Source organism: Proteiniphilum sp., assembly GCF_034927365.1.
Taxonomy (GTDB): domain Bacteria; phylum Bacteroidota; class Bacteroidia; order Bacteroidales; family Dysgonomonadaceae; genus Proteiniphilum.
The window spans coordinates 63,671-82,363 of the sequence record NZ_JAYFQD010000003.1; the positions used below are offsets into that span (position 1 = coordinate 63,671).

General features: G+C 42.3%; 12 protein-coding genes. 7 read left to right on the plus strand and 5 right to left on the minus strand.

The window, feature by feature from the left end:
- The first annotated feature begins 11 nt into the window (after positions 1–11).
- From VB073_RS01475 to VB073_RS01505, 7 genes are all read left to right on the plus strand, one after another.
- On the plus strand, positions 12–2,015 hold the full coding sequence (locus VB073_RS01475) for a RagB/SusD family nutrient uptake outer membrane protein (protein WP_323402367.1): 2,004 nt from the start codon (positions 12–14) through the stop codon (positions 2,013–2,015).
- Between the two features lie 95 nt (positions 2,016–2,110).
- Entirely contained in the window at positions 2,111–3,052 is a 942-nt protein-coding gene (locus VB073_RS01480; protein WP_323402368.1) for a BT_3987 domain-containing protein, read from the plus strand.
- Between the two features lie 19 nt (positions 3,053–3,071).
- Positions 3,072–4,604 carry an Ig-like domain-containing protein gene (locus tag VB073_RS01485; RefSeq protein ID WP_323402369.1) on the plus strand — a complete coding sequence of 511 codons (1,533 nt, stop codon included), beginning with the start codon at positions 3,072–3,074 and terminating at the stop codon, positions 4,602–4,604.
- Between the two features lie 279 nt (positions 4,605–4,883).
- On the plus strand, positions 4,884–6,194 hold the full coding sequence (locus VB073_RS01490; RefSeq protein WP_323402370.1) for a Gfo/Idh/MocA family oxidoreductase: 1,311 nt from the start codon (positions 4,884–4,886) through the stop codon (positions 6,192–6,194).
- Entirely contained in the window at positions 6,194–6,907 is a 714-nt protein-coding gene (locus VB073_RS01495) for a DUF1080 domain-containing protein (RefSeq protein WP_323402371.1), read from the plus strand. The genes VB073_RS01490 and VB073_RS01495 overlap by 1 nt, the downstream gene beginning before the upstream one ends.
- A 120-nt stretch (positions 6,908–7,027) precedes the next feature.
- The gene (locus tag VB073_RS01500) at positions 7,028–9,613 is read left to right on the plus strand and encodes a hypothetical protein (protein WP_323402372.1); all 2,586 of its coding nucleotides are present in this window, start codon (positions 7,028–7,030) and stop codon (positions 9,611–9,613) included.
- A 172-nt stretch (positions 9,614–9,785) separates the two neighbouring features.
- On the plus strand, positions 9,786–12,188 hold the full coding sequence (locus VB073_RS01505; RefSeq protein ID WP_323402373.1) for an erythromycin esterase family protein: 2,403 nt from the start codon (positions 9,786–9,788) through the stop codon (positions 12,186–12,188).
- Positions 12,189–12,207: 19 nt separating this feature from the next.
- On the opposite strand, the gene VB073_RS01510 is transcribed toward VB073_RS01505, so the two are convergent.
- From VB073_RS01510 to VB073_RS01530, 5 genes are all read right to left on the minus strand, one after another.
- Positions 12,208–13,620 carry a sugar porter family MFS transporter gene (locus VB073_RS01510; RefSeq protein WP_323402374.1) on the minus strand — a complete coding sequence of 471 codons (1,413 nt, stop codon included), beginning with the start codon at positions 13,618–13,620 and terminating at the stop codon, positions 12,208–12,210.
- Positions 13,621–13,693: 73 nt separating this feature from the next.
- Positions 13,694–14,806: a DUF4434 domain-containing protein gene (locus VB073_RS01515; RefSeq protein WP_323402375.1), complete on the minus strand. Its 1,113-nt coding sequence runs from the start codon at positions 14,804–14,806 to the stop codon at positions 13,694–13,696.
- A 181-nt stretch (positions 14,807–14,987) separates the two neighbouring features.
- Positions 14,988–16,283 carry a family 10 glycosylhydrolase gene (locus tag VB073_RS01520; protein WP_323402376.1) on the minus strand — a complete coding sequence of 432 codons (1,296 nt, stop codon included), beginning with the start codon at positions 16,281–16,283 and terminating at the stop codon, positions 14,988–14,990.
- 27 nt (positions 16,284–16,310) lie between these two features.
- Positions 16,311–17,561, minus strand: a complete 1,251-nt coding sequence (locus VB073_RS01525) for a phosphodiester glycosidase family protein (RefSeq protein WP_323402377.1) — start codon at positions 17,559–17,561, stop codon at positions 16,311–16,313.
- Positions 17,562–17,633: 72 nt separating this feature from the next.
- On the minus strand, positions 17,634–18,689 hold the full coding sequence (locus tag VB073_RS01530) for a DUF4434 domain-containing protein (protein ID WP_323402378.1): 1,056 nt from the start codon (positions 18,687–18,689) through the stop codon (positions 17,634–17,636).
- Positions 18,690–18,693: the final 4 nt, after the last annotated feature.

An 18,693-nucleotide genomic window follows, 5' to 3' on the forward strand; every position in this document is an offset into this window, starting at 1 on the left:
AAATAAAAAAAATGAAAAATAAATTAAAACACATAATAATTTGTGCGAGTTTGGCAATCATGCTATTGCCGTCATGCAATTATCTTGATGTTGCCGATAATTTTGAAGAATCATTTAAGTGGGATTCCATCTTTGTTTCCCAGAGAAATTTGGAGCGGTATGTATGGACTATACCTACTTTATTCCCGGATGAAGGTTGGAAATTCGATAAATTAGGCTCATTTGCCTGTGATGAAGCTTTTTCGATTATGATAAGTGACTATACTGCGCTCGATTACGTGCAGGGAAACATAACACCCACTAATCTCAGGTCATTCAATATATGGCCCGAAATGTATATTGTGATTCGCAGGGTGAATACTATTCTCGCCAACATCGACAAAGTAGTTGATCTGGAAGATGGCAGTAGGGAAAAAAACGAATTGTTGGGTTATATCTATTTCATGCGGGCTTATGCCTATTACAGATTGGTCATGCACTATGGCCCCGTGGTTATTTTGGGGGATGCCGTGTTGGAAACGAATGAGGAAACAGCCTATTATGACCGGTCCAGAGCGACGTTTGACGAGTCTGTCGATTATGTTTGCGGTGAATTGGAACGCGCGGCAGCCCTTATGCCGGAAACTGTTCCCGCAAGCTTTTTCGGACGCCCCGTGTCCGCTTCCGCGTTAGGTTTGAGCGCCCGCTTACGGCTTATCAGGGCCAGTCCGTTGTGGAATGGAGGTAGTGCGGCTCGCAGAACGTATGGTACATGGTTCAGGTCGACAGACAAAAAACATTATGTGTCGCAACAATATGACGAAAAGAGATGGGCAGAGGCCGCGGCGGTTTGTAAACGGATTATCGATACCAATCTTTATTCGCTGCATGTTCTTCAGAGACGTGCCGACAGTCCGAATTTACCGGATAATGTGTCGAAACTTAATTTTCCCGATGGAGCAGGAGATATTGACGTGTTCAGATCCTTCCACGACATGTTCAACGGAGAATCGCCTGTAATGCGTAATCCCGAATTTTTATGGGCTCAGATGTCATCGGGGTTGCTCAACTATACGCGGCATGCTTTCCCGTATGAAATATTTAACGGATATGCTACTGTTTCCGTACCGCAAAAGATGATTGACGCATTTCGTATGGCTGACGGACGTACCATCTATAATTCAAGTAAAGAATATCCTTATGAAACCGATGGTATATGGAATGGAATGAAAGATAGTATCTTTTCCGGTTATACACTGAAAACAAATGTACACAAAATGTTTATCAACCGTGAGGTCAGGTTCTATGCAAGTATCGGATTCAGCGGTGCACACTGGCCTATGCTTTCCACTTCGAACAATGCAAGAAGAAACCAGCAATTTTGGTATAATTTAAGTGGTAACGCGGGCAAAAACACAGTTCGCAATTTGCCTTACAACGTAAATACCACCGGCTATACATTGAGAAAGTTCGTACATCCTGAAGATTCATGGGGACTCACCGGCCAAGGTACCGAATACGAAAATTCACGGCGCGTGGCAAAGGCATATCCCATTATACGTTATGCCGAAATCCTGCTTGCTTATGTGGAAGCATTGAATAATCTGACCACCACCCATACCATTCAAGGGAGCGACAATAAAACCTATACGCTATCGAGAGATATGGGAGAAATGGCTAAATATTTCGACATGGTTCGTTATAGGGCAGGTTTGCCGGGATTGACTCCTGAAGAACTTTCCTCGCGGGAAACGATGCAAAAATTGATAGAAACAGAACGTATGGTTGAATTACTTCATGAAAACGCTCGTTTCTGGGATGTACGACGTTGGGGCAAGTATGAAACAACAGAAAGGGAATCCATTATGGGTATGGACATGGACGCTGACGGATTGGCTTTTTACAATATAGTTCCGGTTAATCAGGTGGTTGCCAGAAATAGGGTAGTGGATAAAAAATTAATTCTTCTTCCTATTAATTTGAACGAGGTAAGAAAGTCGCCTTCTCTGGATCAGAATCCCGGTTATCAATATTAATAGGAAATAATATGAAACGAGCATGAACCTCATTACACCCAAGATGATGATGATTGCGAGTTCCATACACCGAAAAGAAAAAATAAAATAATCGTATGAAAATATCAATAAAAATATTCATTGCGGGTCTCATCATGCTACAGTTTGTCGGTTGCGACAGTGAATCCATTTATAAGGATGAGCACTATAAAAATTTGGTTTATCTTTTAAGTAAAGGGAATGAGAATGTTTTTATAGCATCCTACACGCTTAACGAAGAAAGTCCGGTACAGTATGTTACTGTCGGATGCGGAGGTTCCAACACCAACGATAAGCCGGTTGTGGTGAAAATTGAGCCGAGCCCTGAAATGTTAGACAGGTACAACAAGATAAATTATGATTACGAGAGTCAATATGCCAAATTATTGCCGGAGTCTAAATACGAAATTCCCTCGTACACGGTAACAATACCTGCCCGATCGGATTATCACTATCAACGGATGGACGTGAAAGTGTGGCCGGATGGGTTGTCGCCGGATTCGGTTTATTTCGTTCCTCTGAAAATCGTAAGCGTATCCGAGTATGAAGTAAATGAGCAAAAACAGGACGTTCTGTTTCGTGTTACTATCGAGAATGACTATGCAACCCAGTATCCGCAAACCTATTACCGGAAAAGCGGTCAACTCTCAAATCCCCTTGTTGTAATGAGTGGAACAAAATTGGTGCATCCACTGGCAAAGGACAAAGTGAGGATGTTTATTGGTAATGAGCTGTATAATGACGATACAACCCCTCAAGATATTGCCAGAAAATCAGTGGTGGTCCAGATAAATGCCGATAGCACCGTCGTTGTTTCCCCATATGATAGTTCCATGATGGAAGTAGAAATGCTTTCTAATGCTCCCGGTTATAACCGATACAATCCTTCGTTGGTGCAAGGTCTTACAAAACAGCGGGTGCTCTGGTTGAACTACCGATTCCGTCAAAAGAACGTCACTACCGGAGAATTTGGCAGTTGGAGAGATGTAGAAGAAAGGTTGATACGTATAGAAGAATAATATTTAAAACTACAATGAAATGAATAACATTCAAGATAAATTTTTATTTCATCTAACAGGCATCGTTGTTTTTGTTGGTTTGATGCTTTCCGGTTGTGCCAAAGGCCCCGACAGAGATATTGAACACAACATTTTCGTTACCCATGCGGATTTAAGCATGATAGAAGGCGATGAAATTCAAATCACTGCAAGTCCTACCAGCCAAACCTTTAAATGGGAAAGCAGCAATATAGCTGTTGTAACGGTTACCTCAACAGGTTTGGCGCGGGCTATCGGCGACGGTTCATGTTTTATTTATGTAACAAGTAGTGAAGGTTTAAAAAGGACAATACCTGTAGATGTTGTTGAGTATCTTCCACTTGCCGGGATTGATGTAGTAAATGCTGCTAATCTCGTAAAGGTGGAATCATTGTCCATTTTGCTCGGACAGACGATGACCTTGAAACCGATAGCCGCACCGGAAAATTACAATGAAAGAATACCATTCAACGTAGTCTGGGAATCGAAAGATGAGAATATTATTGTAATAGATGAAGCTACAGGTGTATTGCAAGCTGTTGATTTTGGCAGCACTGAAATTACCGTATCATCGGTGGAAAAACCGGATGTAAAAAGAGTAATCAAGGTAGATGTACCCGAAATTCGGATAACGGACATTGTAGTATCTCAATCGTCTATAGATTTAATAGTGGATGAGACCGCGACCTTGACCACATCCTTCCTGCCGGTAAATTATAGTGTGAGAGACGAATCACTCGTTTTAACCTCTTCCGACCCTTCTATCGTGTCGGTAACAGATGGTACTTTTAAAGCTATGAGAGCTGGTCAAGCTACCATAAGAGTGGCCTTAAATGAAGATCCGGGCGTATATACAGAGGTTCCGGTATATGTGGAATCTCCCTCTTTGATCGACTTGTCGAAATTTAAGGGTACAGGATTAAATGATAACCTCGTTTATAAACGAGTATATTTTGAGAAAGGCAAGCCAATAGATGTGCCGGCTCTTTCTACCGCAGATATTTCTGCCGTATACAACCGTGATTTCATGGAATGGGATCCGGCAACGCAGACACTCACATTTACAGGAGAAACAGGTCAGTGGGATGTTTACTATTCAAATAAGTACCGTTATTTTTGGATTAGACAAGATGAACGTAACGGTAGTACAACCGGTGTTTACTGGTTGAGAGGGCAAGGATTCACTCAGGCTCCCGTATGGAATTCCGATCTTGGAGGATCCAGCGGAGGATATTGTTGGGGACTTGCAAAAGTAAGATTTGCGGCATATATGAAACCGTTGGGTAATAATAGATTTCAGGCATCGATCTATATCACATCGGCGGCTCAGTCTTCTGCCTTTTGGATTACCATAAAGCATAATCTTTGCTCCTGGTCGGATCCTCCCGGAACTCCATTGACGTTGGTAGCGCCTGCGGGATTTACGGCAACGAATACCGATATCAATGTTCGACCCGCTGGTTTTGGAGGAGGTTATTATCGTTTTACAATGGATTTGAACACCAACCAACGTATTCTCGAAAAAATAAACTGACGATTTTTTATTTACTGCCGTGAGATTTTTTTCACGGCAGTTTTTTGGCGCGCCGTGCGTGATGTGATATATCCGAACTGAATGTGTTGGGGGAAGAATAGATTAAATTGCATTATATACATTGACGATCTCTGATAATTGATATCTTTGTAGCTTAATGTATATAATGTCTAAATTACTATATCTAAAGAAGATGTTTAGGAGACGTCTACTCTTTCTAAGCATCTTCTTCTTTTAAATCATATATATATGCAAAACAGACGAAACTTTCTAAAAAAAATGGCTATAGGCACTGTAGCCATTCAATCAACTCCCTCATTGCTCTCAGCAGCAGGAAGCAAGTGGAGTAATGAGGTGAAAAAATCGGTATCTCCCAATTCTTTTGTTAATATCGCCCTGATAGGCAAGGGAGGTATGGGAACTTCAGATACCAACACTTCTTTGTCGGTTGACGGGGTGAAGCTTGTCGGTGTGTGTGACCTATACGATAAGCGCTTGAAGGATGCCAAGGCACAATGGGGAAATGCGCTTTTCGTTACAAAAGATTATAAGGAAATTCTTTCACGGAAGGATGTCGATGCGGTAATCATCGCCACACCCGACCATTGGCATCAGCTTATAGCCATTGAAGCAATGAATGCCGGCAAACATGTGTATTGTGAAAAACCGGTCATTCATAAATTGGGAGAGGGAAAAGCCCTGATCGAAGCACAGAAAAAAAGCGGAGTACTATTTCAGACGGGCAGCCAGGGTATGGCTTCGTTAGGGAACAGGGCAGCCCGGTTATTGGTCCAACAGGGAGTTATCGGAGCGGTTAATTTTGTTGACGGGCAATTTACGGCGGCTCCGGGCAGGTTGAATTCCTTTACAGCTCCCGATGATGCCTCGGAAGAGACAATCTGGTGGGAGCGTTTCCTGGGAAACGCACCTAAAATACCTTTCAATCCCCAGCATTTCTTTGCATGGAGAAACTGGAAGGATTATGGTACGGGCATAGCCGGAGACCTGTTTGTGCATGTCCTCTCAAGCATTCACTATATCATGGATGCAATAGGGCCGGAAAAGGTATATACTACCGGAGGAATACGTTATTATACCGATGGTTTACGAGATACGCCTGACGTTATGCTGGGATATTTCGATTATCCGGACAGGAATAATTTAGGCGCTTTTACGGTACAGTTGGGCGCCAATTATGTGGACGGAGTGTCGAAAAAATGGGGTAGCATGGATTTCCGGATTGTCGGTTCCAAAGGGACGCTGGATGTCGGTTGGGACAACGTTGTCCTGAAGACGATGGGAGATGTTGATCCCCGTGATTTGCAGGTACTGGAACAGTTGGGACAAGGGATGAAAAGCCCTGAAAAGGTCTCTTCCCGAGAGTATCTGTTTTCGGTGAAGGAGGGATACAAAGGAGGCCATTATGACCATCATTTCAATTTTATCGACGGTATCAGAAATAACAAGCCTCTGACTGCGGATGTCCTTTTTGCTGTCCGTACAGCCGCGCCGGCACTGCTAAGCTATGAAAGCTATTTGCAAGATAAAGCAATCAAATGGGATGCCCGGAACTTAAAAATAATGAAATAATGAAGATGAAATATACAGCGCTTATTGTTACTTTTTTACTTATAGCTACCTCTTGCCATGTCTCCAAAGAGAGTCAGGTTCCACAGACAAGTGATAAAGAGGGTACGTTCCGGCTGTCGAAAGAAGAAAAAAAAGAGGGGTACAAGATTCTTTTTGATGGTACATCCATGTCGCAATGGACAAGTAATACGGATGAATATGTCCTGGAAGACGGTTGTATTGTCATGTACCCCAAAACAGGACATGGCAACTTGTACACAAAACAGGAATTCGATAATTTTATTTTGCGTTTTGAATTTCTGTTGACTCCGGAGGCAAATAACGGATTGGGATTGCGGCATAAAATGGTGACCACTCCAAGTGGATACGATGGAATGGAATTACAGATACTGGATAATGAGGCTCCTATGTATAAAGACTTAAAACCCTATCAGTACCATGGATCGGTATATGGCTGGATACCCGCAAAGCGAGGTTTCCTGAAACCCGCAGGAGAGTGGAATTACCAGGAGGTAGTGGCGGATGGCGATCATATTAAGGTTATCCTTAATGGAACGGTTATTGTGGACGGCCACTTAAGGGAAGCCACAAAAGGAACTCCTGCCGATAAAATCCCGGCTACCTTATTTTACGAAAAAGGTCATATCGCTTTTTTAGGGCACAACTCTGTGGTTAAATTCAGAAATATCCGGGTAAAAGAACGTTTTCGTTAAGCGAGCGTAAAGTGAATTTATTTACTTTGCCGAGCGCAGAAAACGCCTGATGAAATCGAATTGAAAAAATAACTCTCCGTATAATGTGACAGGTTTTTTCAACGGATAGTCTTTGGTATTATGAAATATCTGTTGTCGTTTTTTTTGTTGATCCTTGGCACCCAGGTATTTGGACAGGAATTAGATATGGAGATAAAAAAGTTATCTCCATATATTGAAGCGCTTCAAAATTTTTCCAAAAATATTCCGCAGGAAAAGGTGTACCTGCACTTCGACAACACATCTTATTATCAGAACGATAAAATCTGGTTTAAATGTTATGTTACTTCGGGGCAGCGCCAATTAAGCCTATTGAGCAAAACGCTGTATGTGGAACTGCTGAATCCGGGCGGTGAAATCGTTGACAAACGAATTTTGCCGATTGAGGACGGGGTGTGTCATGGTGATTTTACTTTGAATCGCCTTCCGTTTTATTCGGGTTTTTTCGAAGTTCGCGCCTACACTAAGTATATGCTTAATTTTGATGAAGACATTATCTTTTCACGATTGATACCTGTCTTCGACATACCCAAAAAAGAAGGCAATTTTGAAGAAAAAAGCATGTTGAATTTTACCCGATGGGGTATTCGCAATTATACGGTTATTCGCAAAATTGAGAAAAAGGAGAAAAAATTAAATTTGCGCTTTTTCCCCGAAGGGGGCAATTTGGTTCAGGGAGTTGCGTCACGTGTTGCTTTTGAGGCTACGGATGAAATCGGGAATCCGGCAGATGTCACAGGTGTGGTGAGGGACGCCACGGACCGGGAAGTATGCCGCATCATTACCCTGCACGAAGGAAGGGGTGTTTTCACGTACACCCCGACAGATGTGGATAGGAGACAAAGGGATATTGCCGAGGTTGAATACGCCGGAAAAAAATACAGGTTTGAATTGCCCACCGCTTTACCGCAGGGAGTTGTGATGGAGGTGGATCATTTATCGCATACCGACAGTGTTGGCGTTACGCTACGAAAAAACGCCTCTACCCCTGCGGAAATACTCGGCATAGCTGTCTTAAACGGAGGAAAACTACAAAACGCTTTTTTCTCCTACGTTGAAGAAGCCGATTTTGTTTTTAAAATAGATAAGAAACAATTTTCTTCCGGAGTTTCGCAAATTGTATTGTTCAATGCAAATGGAGAGGTTCTTTGCGACCGTTTGGTGTTTATCCAAATGAAAGAATTTTTGAATAACGACCTTTTACATTTCAAAATAAAAAGCGGAAAATCCACATACAAACCTTTCGAAGAGGTCAATATGGAAATATCTGTAACCGATAAGAAGGCGAATCCGTTAAGCGCCGTTTTTTCCTTTTCGGTAAGGGATGGCGAAAATGAGGTTTTACATCGACAAAATATTTTAACCGACCTTTTGTTGATGTCGGAAATTAGGGGGTTTGTCCGAGATCCTGTATATTATTTTGAAAAAGGCGATGAACGTGCGCTTGATGAATTACTGATGGTACAGGGTTGGAGACGTTATCCGTGGAAGCAAATGGCCGGACTTGAGCCGATTGACATAAAGTATCTTCCGGAACAAGGAATCGAAATTCACGGAAAGGTGGTTTCCTTAGTCAGACAAAAGCCACAGCCAGAGGTTGATGTTTCCATGATGTTGACTAAAAAAAGGGAAGAAAATGCGGTTGGCGGTGATTTTATCAAATCCCTTGTTACCGATGAACAGGGAGGTTTCTCTTTTGTGTCGGATTTACCCGGCAGGTGGAGCATGATATTGACGGTAAGTGAAAAAGGAAAGAAGAAAGACCACCTGATATTATTGGACAGGGCGTTTAGCCCCGAACGGAAGAAGTATCGCTATGCAGATATGCAGGTGATCACTGCCGGTAAAAATAACGAACCCATGGGTGAAGAAGAATTAGCCGGACAGGAGAATGATGATTCGGACTTGTCTCTCACCGCTAATAGAGATTCAATGGCCGGTTTGGGAATAGATGAAAAAACGCATCTATTAGATGAAGTGACCGTAATAGGCAAAAGAAATACGAAAACACGGGATATTTTACGCAACCGTTCCACATCGGTAGCCTATTATGATGTACACACTGAAATGGATAATATTTTTGACCAAGGCGAATATATAGGTAATGATTTAGACCGGTTATTGATGAAAATGAATAAGCATTTTACTAAAAGTGTTTTTGACAAAGAAAAATTATTATACAAACAGCAGCCACCGCTTTTTATCATCAATTATAAACACGCCAGTTATAATGACCCGAAATTCGACAGTTACATACATCAATATTTGAATATTGATGCCATTAAATCTGTTTATATCAATGAAACTCGGGACATAATATGTCATTACGCACCAAAAGGAGTTAATATTGACTGTTCTGGTTATAGCTGTGTGGTATTTATAGAAACGTATGAAGGGAAAATTCCTGTCAGCGGCGCCAAAGGAGTACGGAAAACATGGTTGGAAGGATATAGCGAGGTGAGTGAATTTTACAGCCCTAACTACGCTATCTTACCACCTGAACCAAATGACTATCGGCGCACTTTATACTGGAATCCCACGGTAACAGCCGACGAAAACGGCAATGCAAAAATAACATTTTATAACAACAGCAGATGCACGAATTTCAGTATAAGCGCGGAAACTGTTACACCGGAAGGGTTAATCGGGGTTTTTGCAAACGAATAACTCAAATTGCACCCCCCTTATACCAAATGGAATATTTATTACTCAAGTTTCAAAAATTGGGGGCTGAGTAGTTACGTATGTTTTTTGCATAAAATTGCGAGAAAATATAAAATTTGTGTATAACTTTGAAACAGTAACGTATTGTATAAGTGCGACATTATATTACAACAGAATGAGATTAATCTTATCATGCATATTGATGTGTGTTTGTTTTACAACAAAACCTCAGGAATTGACCGAACAGTTCCGTGATTTTGAGTGCTGGCATTATATTCCTAATGGATTTCGAAGTGTAATCGATCAAAAATCAGGTAATTTGTTTGAAGCCATTTACGAGCCGAACTTCCTCTTTCAAAATCATCGTTTCTTACAGTTCGAATTACAACACAGCGTTCCCTTGCCCAAGGACACTGTTTTCATTTCGTTTGATTTTAAAAGCTTCAGGCTGGATTCGTTGTCGCTTAAGCTATATTTATACGGTGAAAGGGAAAGATTTATCGACTCCCTTGTCTTTCAACTTCAACCCGACGGACACAACCTCTTGCAATTTAACAATACCGATACCGAATGGATGGAAATAACACTTGATGGACGAAGCACATACAAAACCGATACTATTTCCTTTCAAATAGTAGATGCCAGTTTTCGGGCCAAAAATCAGGATATAGATGAGTGGTTCCGGTCTTTGGATTTCGATATCGACGCAGCATCATTATTTCCTCTGAAAAAAGTTACACTATTAGATGAATTGAACAATAAAAAAATCATCGGACTCGGTGAATCCGTACATGGAAGTCGGACACTATTTAAGGAAAAAGCCGAAATCGCACAGAAACTACTTGATAAAAACGTGAAACTGATCTGCTTTGAGGGTCCGGTTGATGTATGTCTGAACTGGGATCTTTATGTGCAGGGAGTACATCCCTATCGCTACCGCGATATCATATTGAAAGATTTGAACTCGTCTCTCTCCGATGCCGCTGATATGGTGGATTTTCTGGATCAGATACGGAAAATAAACACCACGCGGAAGGAAGGCGATAGGATACATATTGTCGGTTTGGATTTGCGTTCGGATAAATCTAATTTTTATCATTATTTCATGGCACATAAGAATTTGAGCCGCGATAAGCAATTCCTTAACCCATTGTTACTCCAAATGCGTTCTTTGGAATATGACAATCTTAATTATAAAAGTAATATTATTGTCAATAAACACAGAATAGAAACAAAACAACGAGACACTTTAAGATTTGAGTTCAGCAGATTAACAGAATCCATCCTATCCGAAAAAAAGTTGAAATCGATGATGCGGGAAAGGGATTACCGTTTTTTATTAGATCTTTTGTCGCTGAATGTTCCTACAACAGATGATGGAAACGAGGATAAAAGCATCGACCGCGACAGTGTTATGTGGAAAATTTTTCAGAAAGCGATAGCACACTATGCCCCCGGCGAAAGTGACCGTGTAGTTATTTTCGCACATAGCCTGCATTTGAGCAGGACACACCACGTCCGATACAGCTTGAGCGGTTTAATGAAAATTGAAAGCCTGGGAAGTCATATTGCCGAAAACTATCCTGATGATTTTTGGTCGATGAGTTTTCATGTGGGGGGCGGTGAGATAAAATCATACGACCGTGTTTTTAACTTGTTCAGGAATGATCTGATAACCGGAATAGGGAAATTGCCTAAACCTGTGCATGGTAGTTTTGAAAGGTCGGCAAAAAACATTGTTTTAGACAAGTTTTATTGCAAAAGTAATGACTTGGGACGCGATTTGTATACTTTCCGGATGGTAGGAGACGGTGCGGGAAAAGGTCAGTTTTATTTCTTGTCGAAAGACCGTTTTGATGCATATGTTTTTATCAACGCGTGTGCCAATAGCAGGGCAGGCGGTTACGATGCCGGTTACACATATCCCGATATTACGCATTATACCGACTCCCTGAAACTGATTGACATGCCTTACAACAAAACTTTTGCATTTGAAACTGTTTGTTTCGACATTACGATACCTGAAAATTTCAGGTATAAAAACCCTCGATCAGGAGTAGTCGCAGGCCTTCATACAACTATGACAGGGATTTTCGAATCCAGAGACAGGCATTGCCTGTTAATATGGGATTCTTTTGTGAAGATATATGACAAAGAAGCTAGTTGGCATAATGATCCAAAAATAGGTTCAGTCCGGAAAAAAAGCATGATAAAGGAAGTGATGCTCCATTTGAAACTTTCACTGGAAATGAATATAGATATGAGGTATTATAATAAATCATCCGATAGGGATATAGAAAATAAAAATTTCGAGAAAGTATACTATGCCGCAAAGGATAAAATTGTGGACGATAAAGGTGGCGAATATGCAAAAAAGACATTCAATGCCGACCATGTTGTTGAATATTTCGTTGATGACAACATTTATTTTATGGGAAAAGATTATAAACATAAGCAAGTGATCATCATAGGCAAAGGCGAAGACGTGGTGACTCTGTATGGCTACTACACCGATCAGGGTTTTTCTAATCGGGATAAATACCGGAAAGATATAGAATCTGTTTTAAAATTTCATTGAACGTGCCAATATTATTTCATTAAGATTGTTTTTCCTTACCCGTCCAGAACCGCTCGATATCTTCCAACGACTTTCCGGCGGTTTCCGGCATGAGTTTCCATACGATCAGCATATAGGGGATACACATGAAGGCGAAGAGGAAGAATGTGCCGGCAGGCGTAGCATTCTCCAGCATCCATGGTGTGAGTTGCCCGATCAGATAGGTGCCGATCCATAAAGAAAATCCTGCGACAGACATGGCCAGTCCCCTTATTTTTGTAGGATACATCTCGGAGAGGAAGACGAAGATCACTGCGCTGATCGATCCTGCCGTAAAGAAAATATAGGCAAGGAAACATCCCAACAGGAATAGACTCGACATACCCAACGATTCACCCATCAGGAAATAGATACCGATAAGGATCAATGACAGAATCATACCGGAGACACCGATATACACCAGTTTCTTGCGTCCTACCTTATCAATGATCAAAAGGGCAAGCACGGTAGTGCCCATATTGACCAGTCCGATCAACGACTGGTAGAAAAGGGAATCGCCACTGGAGAGGCCACTTGTCTCGAAGATCGAAGGGCCATAGTACAATACGGCATTCACACCCATAAATTGCCCGAGGATGGCGATGGCAGAACCAATCAGTACTGCCCTGAAAATACCCGGTGATAGCAGTAACTTCCAATCCGATTTCTCTTCCGACTGCAACATCTGCTTGGTTTCGCTGATCTGGAATGATACTTCCGATACTTTGGTATAGATTTTGGAGAATATGCCGGATGCGATCTCCTCTTTTCCCTTTACAATCAACCAACGGGGACTTTCAGGAATAAAGAAGATAATGATGAAAAATAGCAGGGCAGGAATGGTTTCGACACCCAGCATTCCACGCCAGCTTTCACTACCGAAGATTTTAAGAAGTAATGGGCTTTCTGAGGAAAAGTCGAAGGAGAGGTTGAGCAGGTACCAATTCGCCAGATAGGCTCCCAAAAAGCCTGTTGTGACCGCCAGTTGGTAGAGTGAGACCATTCTGCCACGGTGAGAGGCCGGTGAGATCTCCGAAATATAGAGCGGGCAGACAATAGACACAATGCCAATGCCTATACCGCCAACGATGCGCCAGATGACCAGTTGGTTAAAACCCGGAGCGATGGCACATCCCAATGCCGAAGCAGTGAACAGTACAGCCGATAATAACATCGTCGTTTTACGTCCGAAATAATCACTCAAAGCCCCTGCAAACAAGACTCCTACGATGGAGCCGATCAGTGCGCAGCCCACATACCAGCCACTCTGAAGTGTTGTCAGCATAAATTGACCGGTCACCTGTGATACGGTTCCCGAGATGACAGCGGTATCGTATCCAAACAGGAAACCGCCTAACGCTGCGATAACCGAAAGAAAAATCACATAACTGCTGATATTCTCTGTTTTTTGCATATTTTTTAATTATAATATTCTATGTGTGCTACACTGTTATCCCTTCCTGTAGAGGTAGGTTATTCACTTCTTATTACAGATTAAAGTACTCTACATACCGGTTATAAAGATTCCCGGCCTGGCTGTATGCCGACTGAGGACTCATAAAATGTGAAAATTCAAAGGTGATTGCTTTATCGTAACCACATCGTTTGGCTGCTTCTAACTTCATCCGTAGCTTATCGAATTTGATCGGTAAAAACTTGATTGGCATATCCCGGTCTAACGATTCAGTATTTGTCCAGCATTGCATACCGTATTTGTCAGCCAGCTCTTTATTTACCGTGAAAAAAGCGTCCAACTCGTCGTAATCGATTTGTCCATCCTGGAATGCAACCGCATCTACCACTTCGTGGATCCCGGCAAATATTTCATCCCACTCTTTCTCGTGTTGCTGAATCGATACCGCATCTTCTTTGGTAAGGGCTGTCGCGCTTGCTGCCACTGCCTTTTTTCCATCGATCCATGGCGAGATGAAGGTCGGTAATCCTCCGGATACATCCTTACACTGTTTGCCCATAGCATAGAAGGCGTCAATAGCCCCTTTGGTGGCACGACTTATTTCACCGCTCACATACCATCCTCCGAAACTCTTGTATTTCTCTCCGTAATTTTTCCATACTTCATCGATGATATATTTATTGTCTTCGATTTCGTGGGACATGTCACCGGTCGCCCAATAATGACCGGAGTCGTATAACCCGAAATAGAATTTCAAGCCATATTTTTCGGCAAGGCGCAGGTACATGTCTACCAGATCGACCGACGGCATAAAACACCCTTTACTCAGTAAGTATTTCGAAGGATAGGTAATAAACTTCCTGTATCCGGAACGGATCATGATGACCGTATCAATACCCATTGCTTTCATATATTGGAAATCCAGATCCCATTCCGCCTCTCCCCAGTTTTGGTGGGGGATATCATGTGAGATCTCATCCAGGAATGTGCCGGTTATTTGTATCCCGTTATTCTCAGGTACAATAAGCTTACTTTTCAACGCATGGTTTTTATATATATTCGAGTGGCTCTCACCTGCTGAAGATGATCTCTCTGCTCCGTTGCAGGCGGATAACGTAGGAATCGCCGCTACTGAAGCGCCTGCCAGTGCCGCTCTCCTGATAAAGTCTCTTCTGTTGTGTTGCATTGTATATGTTTTATAGTGTTTGACTATTGATCTGAAAGATAGTATCACCGGTTGTCCATTTACATCACAAAATAAGTAATAAATATAACCGGTTCCAATTTTAAATTTATTTTATTGATTAAAGTCCGTTCATATAGCTATTGTTAGAACGATCCATTACTTCAATCTCTGTTTTTGATGTTTAGTTGGCCCGTTTTATGCCTTCTTTGATGGCATTCCATTGATTGTTGTTGATCACATGCGATATTTCAAAAACCATTAAACCATCGGTATTTTTTAAACATAGATATACCGCATCGGATATGGCTGATGCTTTATTTCCATAGGCATAAGTGCCGATCGATCCATATACCCGGCAGTCACCTTTTGTATAGTTGTAATAAGTTGTTACAAAATTTTCTACCGACCAGTCGGATTGTGGGTTCTCCGATTTCCAGACATTTTCCGCATAAGCTCCCAATGAAAAAACATCAATCTGATCGGCAAAACCAGTTTTATGATACGTTTCGGTATATATGCCGCTACTGGTGGGTTTATAGTCCTTGCTTGCCCAGTTTTGTCCTACACTATAGCGTGATTTCCAATGTGCTGATGACCATACATGGAGTTCCATTTCAGGATTGATTGATTTTATTTTCGAACGGATATCTGTAATAAGCTGAGTAATTGTCATTGTGCGGAACTCAATCCATCGACTATATAAGGGGCCAATCCCTCCTGTGCTTGTGATGATATCATTTCTGTTTGTAACGGTTAATCCGCTATAAGTTTCGAATGCATGGATTGTAGCATCCCCAAATCCATAATTCCCTCCATACCAGCGACAATAATCCAGGCAGATACCTTTCAGCTTAGGATATTTTGTGGCAATTTCCTCGATGATTGAAAGGATAAATGATTGTACTTCCGGCAGGCATGGGTTCAACATGGCGGCATCCACCCCTGTTTGATTACGTATATCTACGAGATGATCCGGATTATTATCCGGCATTTCCACTTGTGTTTTTCCATCCCATGAACTGTCGTCATAAATCAATCCTTCTTTTGTCCTGGTATAACCGTATCCCATGACTGAAAGACTCGCGATCACTTTCATATCCAGGCGTTCGGCTTCTTCAATCCAAAAACCAAGATAATCCCAGTCACGGTTGACCACTTCATGATCCCATTTCGTCAACGGTGGCAATATATCACTGTCATACAATGCATATCCGATTCCGGGTTTGACATCGACATAAACCTCAGTAAAGCCGGTTTCTTTCAGCTTTTTCATGTAGGATGTGATCGTTTCTTTCCTGGCAAATCTGCTAAAATTGGCATGGGCGTCGATCCACATCTGGATCGGTTTTGTTGATCCTGTTTCTTTTGTTTCTTTAAAAATGATCTCTTCTTTGTAACCGCTGTTTTTATCATCGTTGCATGAACAAGCGAAGAAAATGTTGGATACAAGAAGAAAGACTGAAAAAAGTTGTCTCATATTCCTGTTACTATATCCTGAACCTGTTTAATAAATTGCGACAGCGTTGGTGACTGTTCGTTGGTTGCCGTCACTGGGCTTGATGGTTTCTGCCCCGTTGACCAACATGCATGAAGAACCTCCTCCGTCTAAATTGATAGCTTCTGTACAACCTGCCCGAAGCAAGATATCGGATACTTCTTTCAGCGTCAATCCCGGGGCATTAGGCGTTTTGTTCCTCCCCTCACACACAAATAACACGAGATGTCCCGAAGGATGATAGCCGATGGCTGAACGCGGGTGATTAACCGTTGGTCCTACGCCGCTCAGAGCATCGAACATTTCCGGTTCCCACAGGTTTTTATATGTACCTTTTGTAATCAGCAATGGTCCGGCTCCTATGGCATGTTGCGGTTTCCATACTTTCCCTCCTTCCGGAAAACCGGGTGAAGGAACGGGCTGTGGTGCTTCTCCTGTTTTGTTCGGAGAAGGATGGGGATAAGTATAGAGGGTGTTCTCCGATTCGTAGACCCAATAAGCCCCAAACGTATTATCGGGATTTGTGCCGAATGCGCCCAGCGTAGGATAATATTCGGTACTTTTACCATTATAATCCCTGTAGACTATTTGTTGTGCCCCGGAGATAATTTTTCCATCCCTGACCATTAACCCTAGAGAAGTCCCGCTCCAGAAATACCCGCCGTTTAATACTATCCCGGGCCGCGAATTGTTCTCATAGAACTGCTTAGGGGTTTGAGAGCCAGTTTTCTCTCCCAATACTCTGAAACGTGCTTTTCCTTCAGTGATATCTGCTACGGCAATGTAGGCCTGGACCTGTTTCCCTGAGATGCTTCTTGTGTATTTATACACAGAGAGGTAATCCGGTAGAGTTCCGAAATCACTCCTTTTTTCCCATTCGTCGGAGGGCGGCTCAAATGAAACGGAGGCGAAATTGGCCAGTAGCCGGTATGTCAGGGTCTCATTTCCTTTCTGGATTTTGAACGAAGCGTTCGCCGTCAGATTGTATGTGGAAGTAGTAATGGATGGTTCGATCATCTTAACATCTGCGGCCGGTATTATATTGATCTCTGTTTCGGAGATATTTGTTCCCATAGGGAACTGGATGGTTACCGTACGCATGAAATTATCTATTTTGACATCCAATGCTTTCGGGCGGTTTACTTCTACAGCGGTGATATACCTGAAGTCGAAGTCGGTCTGTCCTGTTTTTTCTCCACAACCGCTGCCCGTGAATGGAATGACAATGAGTAGTATATTGTATAGTAAATTCTTTTTCATTCCTGTTTGTTCTTTTGTTTCCAGAGTGAATCCGTGAATCTCAATGTGACTTGATAATGATTCTGAAGCATATTAAAGAGATCGACTCTTTAAAAAGCCCTTTTTTGTCAATTCAGTATAGAGGATTTCAGTATCCACGGGGCCGGCAAAAGCTGTACTGCCTGGCTTGTTTAACAGTCCGGTGTATTGATAGATCAAGATCTCTTCCACGAACGGTGAGACAGCCTCCAGTTGCCGGATAACTCTTTGGGCCGGCGCCGGCAGTAAGGCACTTTGGTATACTTTCCCCTCAAAACGGAATATCTCCACATCCGCCCACAAACGGGCGTGCGAGGCTTTGCTGTGAATGCGGTGTAATTGCTCGAAATATCCCGCACTTTCGTCTACACGGGTCTTCTCTACCCCGATCTCATCCTGGTAGGCGATATAATCCACATTCAGTTTCTCTAACTGACCTGCATATTTGTCATCGGCGATCACATTCCTCGTCCCATAAGGCGCAATTAATGTCTTCGTGCCGGGAGTTAGTTTTGCCGCTTCGGCAGAAGATGCATTGACATAATTGATAAAGAAATCTTCATAATAGCCTGATATCCCCGTCTCATTCGGGAAATACCATCCGTAGAAACTTTTATGATGTGCATATTTTTCGGCAATCTCATTCATAGCCAGCAGACGCATCTTATTGATTCCGGGGTCGGTCATCAGAAGGTAAGGATTCGTCCAGTCACCAAAAAAATCGTTGCTCACGAAAAATTTTACTCCATATTTGTCGGCGGCATTCAGGATCGTGCCGAGTGGATCTTCGCAACCCATATCATGTTGTGGAAGTAATAGGGAAGGGTAGAATATTTTATCGTAAATAGCCACATTGAGTAATACCAGATACCGGATGCCACTGTCGGCAATTTCCTTTACCTTCGCATCCCACTGTACCGCGGAAAATGTTTTCAGGGTTTCATTCCAGTATTTTCCTTCCACGAGGCTATGGTGTTGAAACTCAAACCATGATCCTGTTATCGGTTTTATTTTCCCCGGATTATATTGGATGGACGCCCGGAGTTCAGGAAGAAGACTCCCCGCCAGAAGCGTCGCACCGCATGATCGTAAAAAATGACGTCGTTTCATAGCG

Excerpts from the sequence above, each read along its gene's own strand:
- VB073_RS01475 (WP_323402367.1), top strand. The coding sequence starts at position 12 with ATGAAAAATAAATTAAAACACATAATAATTTGTGCGAGTTTGGCAATC.
- VB073_RS01480 (WP_323402368.1), top strand. The coding sequence starts at position 2,111 with ATGAAAATATCAATAAAAATATTCATTGCGGGTCTCATCATGCTACAG.
- VB073_RS01485 (WP_323402369.1), top strand. The coding sequence starts at position 3,072 with ATGAATAACATTCAAGATAAATTTTTATTTCATCTAACAGGCATCGTT.
- VB073_RS01490 (WP_323402370.1), top strand. The coding sequence starts at position 4,884 with ATGGCTATAGGCACTGTAGCCATTCAATCAACTCCCTCATTGCTCTCA.
- VB073_RS01495 (WP_323402371.1), top strand. The coding sequence starts at position 6,194 with ATGAAGATGAAATATACAGCGCTTATTGTTACTTTTTTACTTATAGCT.
- VB073_RS01500 (WP_323402372.1), top strand. The coding sequence starts at position 7,028 with ATGAAATATCTGTTGTCGTTTTTTTTGTTGATCCTTGGCACCCAGGTA.
- VB073_RS01505 (WP_323402373.1), top strand. The coding sequence starts at position 9,786 with ATGAGATTAATCTTATCATGCATATTGATGTGTGTTTGTTTTACAACA.
- VB073_RS01510 (WP_323402374.1), bottom strand. The coding sequence starts at position 13,620 with ATGCAAAAAACAGAGAATATCAGCAGTTATGTGATTTTTCTTTCGGTT.
- VB073_RS01515 (WP_323402375.1), bottom strand. The coding sequence starts at position 14,806 with ATGCAACACAACAGAAGAGACTTTATCAGGAGAGCGGCACTGGCAGGC.
- VB073_RS01520 (WP_323402376.1), bottom strand. The coding sequence starts at position 16,283 with ATGAGACAACTTTTTTCAGTCTTTCTTCTTGTATCCAACATTTTCTTC.
- VB073_RS01525 (WP_323402377.1), bottom strand. The coding sequence starts at position 17,561 with ATGAAAAAGAATTTACTATACAATATACTACTCATTGTCATTCCATTC.
- VB073_RS01530 (WP_323402378.1), bottom strand. The coding sequence starts at position 18,689 with ATGAAACGACGTCATTTTTTACGATCATGCGGTGCGACGCTTCTGGCG.